We start from the raw sequence: 4,540 nt of genomic DNA on the forward strand, positions 1-4,540 counted from the left end.
TGATCGACAGGTGCTGCACGGAGACGGCGAGGTCGGTGCGCCCGGTGTTGTCCCGGAACTCGTGCGCCACCTTCTGCGGTTTCGGCGCACTCTTGTCCGGCCGCGGAGCGCGGCCGGTGCGCATCGAGAAGACGCCGCCGACGAGGTGGCCGCCGGAGTCGTTCGGCGTCGTGGCGGCCGAGCCCTGCTTCGTGGGATCAGAGGCGGACAGCGAAATCACGCTCCCTCGACATGAAGTAGCCGAACCCGATGGCGCAGGCCAGCACGGCCCAGCCGACCGCCGCGAGCCAGATGTCCAGGCTCGGCATCGTGCCGTTCTGCAGGGCCTCGCCGTAGCCGCCGATGAGCGGGTACAGCGGGTTGAACGGGGCGAGGGCCCGGGCTCCGGCGTGCCCGTCGATCATGTCGATCGTCCATAGCACCGGCGAGCAGTACAGCCACAGCCTCATGAAGTACGGCAGGAAGCTCGCGGTGTCGCGGAAGTACACCTGCAGCGCCGCGAACACCGATGCCAGCCCCGCCGCGAACATCGTGATCAGCACCAGGAAGATCGGCGCCGTGATGAACGTGTTCAGGTTCCACGGATTGCCGGCCAGGATGTGGAAGACGACATATACGGCCAGCGTCGGCAGGAACCGGTAGAAGCCCGTGCGCACCGCCGACAACGGCATGAGCAGCCGCGGGAACGCCGTGTTGAGCACGAGCTTTCCGGCGCTGACCACCGAGTTCGCCCCCGTGTTGACGGCGCCCTGGAAGTAGTAGAAGAGGAACAGCCCGCCGGTGAGGTGGCTGAAGTACTGCCATCCCGAGGTGCGGTTCCCCGAGGAGAGCACGTTGACGATGAAGTAGTACACGGCGGCCAGCAGCAGCGGGTTGATGACCAGCCACGCCTGCCCGAAGAACGTCATCGAGTTCGCACCGCGCATGCTGGCCTTCGACATCTCGGTGGCGAACTCGCGGCGCTGCCACAGCTCCTTGAAGTAGACGCCGAGCTTGGGCAGGCCCGCCTTGTGCGGCTCGTAGAGGTGATAGTCGCTCTGGTACGAGTCGCCGGCGTCGGTGACCGCCTGAGTGCTCATGACCCGCTCCTTCGTGCTCTGGACGGCTGCGGGGCCGCGCCCCCGGATCCGCAGTCCCGCCCCGCCGCGGGCGTGAGCCGTTCGTACAGATCGAGTAGCACCGCGGCGTCACCCTCCCAGCTCAAGGCCTTCGCGGAATCGGCGACCGCCGCACACAGCGCTGGATAGTCTGCCACGGCGGTCCGCACGGCACGCACCATGCCGGCCGCGTCGCCGGGCGGATACAGCGTTCCCAGACCGTGGCTCCGGACGATCTCGGCGAGTTCCCCCACGTCCGTCGCGATCACCGGAGCACCCACCCGGATCGCCTGGAACAGCTTGTTGGGCAAGGCGAGTCGGTGATTCTCCCAGGCGTTCGAATGGGTGACGAGGACGAGTCCCGCCGCAGCCAGCAGCGCGTCGACCTCCTCCGGCGGGATCGCCGCCAGCACGCGGGCGCGTCCGGCGTCGAATGCGGCGAGCCAGGTCGGGTCCGCAGGCCCGATGAGCGTGACCGGCAGGCCGAGGTCGTCGGTGATGGGCTCACTCGCGGCCGCCACCGTCTCCAACTCGCGGAAGGCCGCCAGGCGTCCCGCGTAGATGAGCCCGGACGGTGCCGCGCCGACCCGCGGCGACTGCGGACCCGGCGACGGGAAGGTGTTGCGCACGACGACGACGTGCCGCCAGCCGTACCGTTCGCGCAGGACGTCGGCGACGCCCTCGCCGACGGTGATGACGGCCGCCGCCGTGCCGCCCAGGCGAGCCTCGATGCGACGCTCGCGCCGGTCCAGGAGCGGGGTGGGCCGGTACTCGCGCGGGCGGCCGCTCCACAGTTCGTGCGTGTCGTAGACCAGCGGCACCGACTTCAGCTCGGCGAGGCGCGCGCCGGCCTCCAGGGCCGTGTAATCGTGGGCGTGCACGACGTCGGCGTCGAAGCCCGCGCCCTGCTCGACGGCCTGCTGCGCCCAGCGCCGAAACGTCGACTGTCGGTGCGTGGGCAGCATGAGCCAGCGCGCGAACCGCACCGGACGGGAGAGTTCGCGTCGGCTCAGCGACGGCGCGCCCTCGCGGCGCAGCACCGAGGAGGCGCCGACGCTGCTCACCGTGATCCCCTGGGGCGGCTCGAAGTCGGTGGGCACCGACTTGCCGATGATGTGCACGCGGTGCCCGGCGCCCACGAGCGTGCGGGCCTCCTTGAGCACCCGGGCGTCGGTCGCCACCGAGGTCGCGACGAGCATGAGGATCCTCATCGGGCCGTCCCGGACGAGCCGTCGGCGGGGCCCGCGGCGGGCGGCCCCCCACCCGCGTCGGGGCTCTCCACCGCGATCGGCCCGGACGCGGCGTCCGGCAGCGGAGCCGGGTCGAGCAGGTCCGCGCGCACCGCGCGCAGGCTCTTGGGGCTGGTGAGGAACCCGAGGCCCCAGCACCAGTGCATCGTGGCCAGCACCAGCGGCATCCGGGCGCGCACGGCCAGGGTCTCGCCGCGGCTGCTGAGGAGCCCGCCGAGGGTGATGCCCGCCGCGTAGGCCGCCGGGACCGCGAGCGCCGGTCGCCAGGCCGCCCCGAGCAGGGTCGCGGCGCTCGTGCCGAGCACCATCGCCGGCGGCGCGAGGTAGCGCAGGTTGATCGTGCCCTCGTGACGTGCGGCGACCACGCGCCGCCACCGCCCGTAGTTGAAGTACTGCGCGGCCAGGGCCCTCAGCGTGCCGCGGGGCCGGTAGGTGACGGTCAACTCCGGCACGAACCACACGAGCCCGCCGCGCCGGCGGATCCGGTGGTTCATCTCCCAGTCCTGGGCGCGCGCGAAGTGGGAATCGTAGCCGCCGACCTCCAGCAGCGTGCGGCGCCGGAAGACCCCCAGGTAGACGGTGTCGGCCGGGCCGGCTCCCCCTCCGACGTGGAAGCGGGCGTTGCCGACGCCGATCTTCGAACGCATCGCACACGCGACGGCCTTCTCGAAGTCGGTGATCCCGCGGGCGTCCATGATGCCGCCGACGTTGTCGGCTCCCACGCGCAGCAGCTCCGTGACGGCCGTGCGGATGTAGCCCTGCGACAGCTCCGCGTGCCCGTCGACCCGCACGACGATGTCGTGATCGCTGGCGGCGATCCCCGCGTTGAGCGCGTCGGGCGTGCGGCCGGAGGGGTTGGGCACGACCCGCACCCGCAGGTTCGCGGCGGCCAGGGAGTCGGCGACGGCCTGGGTCGCGTCTCGGCTCGGACCGACGGCGAGCACGACCTCGAGCTCGCCCGGGTACTCCTGCGCCAGCACCTGCGCCACCGCCGCGGCGAGGTGGCGCTCCTCGTTGAGCACCGGCATGACGACGCTCACCGACGGCCAGTGCCGCTGTTCCTCCCCCCTCCGCTTGCCCATACACACTCCCTCGCCGACGACACCACAGCCACGATGTCATGCCCACGTCGGCAAAGACGCAGCCCTCGGGCGTGTCCCACGAAGCCCGAACGTTCCGGCCCGGCAGGGGCGAGACCGAGTAGCGACCGCGCCTGGGCATCACGCCGACGACCGCAACGCCGCCTCGAGGGATCTCCGGCGCACGCGCACCTTCTTCTCGTGGATCGACATCCCCTTGAGGACCTCCCGCCACCGCGCCATGGCCGCCCAGTCGGACTCGATCAGCGGCCGCGGTGCCAGCAAGTACATGTCGAGGCCCCCGGGACGTCCGACGATGTGCTCGGTCGGCACCAGCGGCCCCTCGTCGTTCAGGTGGTAGTAGGTGTATCCGAGGCCGTCCATCGCCGTCTCGACCTGACCCACCGCGCGATTGGGCAGCACCTCGACCAGCATCCACGGCCGGCACCGAGCGATGGCGTGTCGCCCACCCCGCAGGACCGCCGCCTCGGTGGACTCGGTGTCGATCTTGATGACCGCCGGGCGCACGCGGTGCCGGTCGCAGTAGGCATCGAGGGTGACGCCGGGCACGACGACCTCGTCGATTGCACTGCGGAACGCGGGGTTCAACGAATTGGACGCGTCGGAGGTGTTGGAGATGTACAGCGTCACGGGGCCGCTGTGGTCACCGACAGCCGCCTCCTCCACGACGAACGGCAGCCGGCTCCGGTCGGCGCAGCGGCGCGCCGCGGCGGCCACTCGTGGGGTCGGTTCGAAGCCAACGACGGCGCGGTCGCCCCGGCGGGCGGCCAGCAACCCGTAGAAGCCGACGTTACTGCCGATGTCCAGCACCGCCCCCGGGCCGGCGATGTCCAGCAGCGCCATGAAGCACTCGAGCGCGAAGGGCTCGTAACCGCCGACGCCGCGTTTCACCAGGGCCTTGGGGACGTACAGGTCTCGCGGGGTTTCCAGAACCAGGGCACCAGATCTGTACGACCGCTTGGACCGGGGGTCCACCGAATTGGTCACGGTCAGTCTGCGCATGGGCACCCAGGGGCGCCCTGCCCATTCGGTCAGCGGACGAACTCGGCTCCTCGCCGATCGGAGCAGCCGGTACCAGAAACCCCGACCGACG

The 4,540-nt window shown here is 71.2% G+C and carries 4 protein-coding genes and 1 pseudogene; all 5 read right to left on the reverse strand.

The annotated features are described in order from the left end of the window. Positions 1-220, reverse strand: a pseudogene (locus tag PINTE_RS23700) (ABC transporter ATP-binding protein); the annotation flags it as partial. Then, positions 198-1,079 (reverse strand): ABC transporter permease, encoded by an 882-nt coding sequence (locus tag PINTE_RS19360; RefSeq protein ID WP_068433966.1) that lies wholly within the window; start codon positions 1,077-1,079, stop codon positions 198-200. The pseudogene PINTE_RS23700 and the gene PINTE_RS19360, both read right to left, overlap by 23 nt. Beyond that, a complete protein-coding gene (locus tag PINTE_RS19365) occupies positions 1,076-2,308 on the reverse strand; it encodes a glycosyltransferase family 4 protein (RefSeq protein ID WP_084343828.1) in 1,233 nt (410 codons plus the stop codon). Before PINTE_RS19365 ends, PINTE_RS19360 begins: the two co-directional genes overlap by 4 nt. Continuing rightward, a complete protein-coding gene (locus tag PINTE_RS19370; protein ID WP_084343829.1) occupies positions 2,305-3,429 on the reverse strand; it encodes a glycosyltransferase family 2 protein in 1,125 nt (374 codons plus the stop codon). Before PINTE_RS19370 ends, PINTE_RS19365 begins: the two co-directional genes overlap by 4 nt. A gap of 138 nt (positions 3,430-3,567) precedes the next feature. Then, positions 3,568-4,338: an FkbM family methyltransferase gene (locus PINTE_RS19375; RefSeq protein ID WP_068433968.1), complete on the reverse strand. Its 771-nt coding sequence runs from the start codon at positions 4,336-4,338 to the stop codon at positions 3,568-3,570. Positions 4,339-4,540: the final 202 nt, after the last annotated feature.

The organism is Piscicoccus intestinalis NBRC 104926, assembly GCF_001515525.1.
Lineage (GTDB): Bacteria > Actinomycetota > Actinomycetes > Actinomycetales > Dermatophilaceae > Kineosphaera > Kineosphaera intestinalis.

What these genes read in the sequence shown, in the direction of transcription:
- PINTE_RS19360 (WP_068433966.1), bottom strand. Translation starts at nt 1,079, where the DNA reads ATGAGCACTCAGGCGGTCACCGACGCCGGCGACTCGTACCAGAGCGAC.
- PINTE_RS19365 (WP_084343828.1), bottom strand. Translation starts at nt 2,308, where the DNA reads ATGAGGATCCTCATGCTCGTCGCGACCTCGGTGGCGACCGACGCCCGG.
- PINTE_RS19370 (WP_084343829.1), bottom strand. Translation starts at nt 3,429, where the DNA reads ATGGGCAAGCGGAGGGGGGAGGAACAGCGGCACTGGCCGTCGGTGAGC.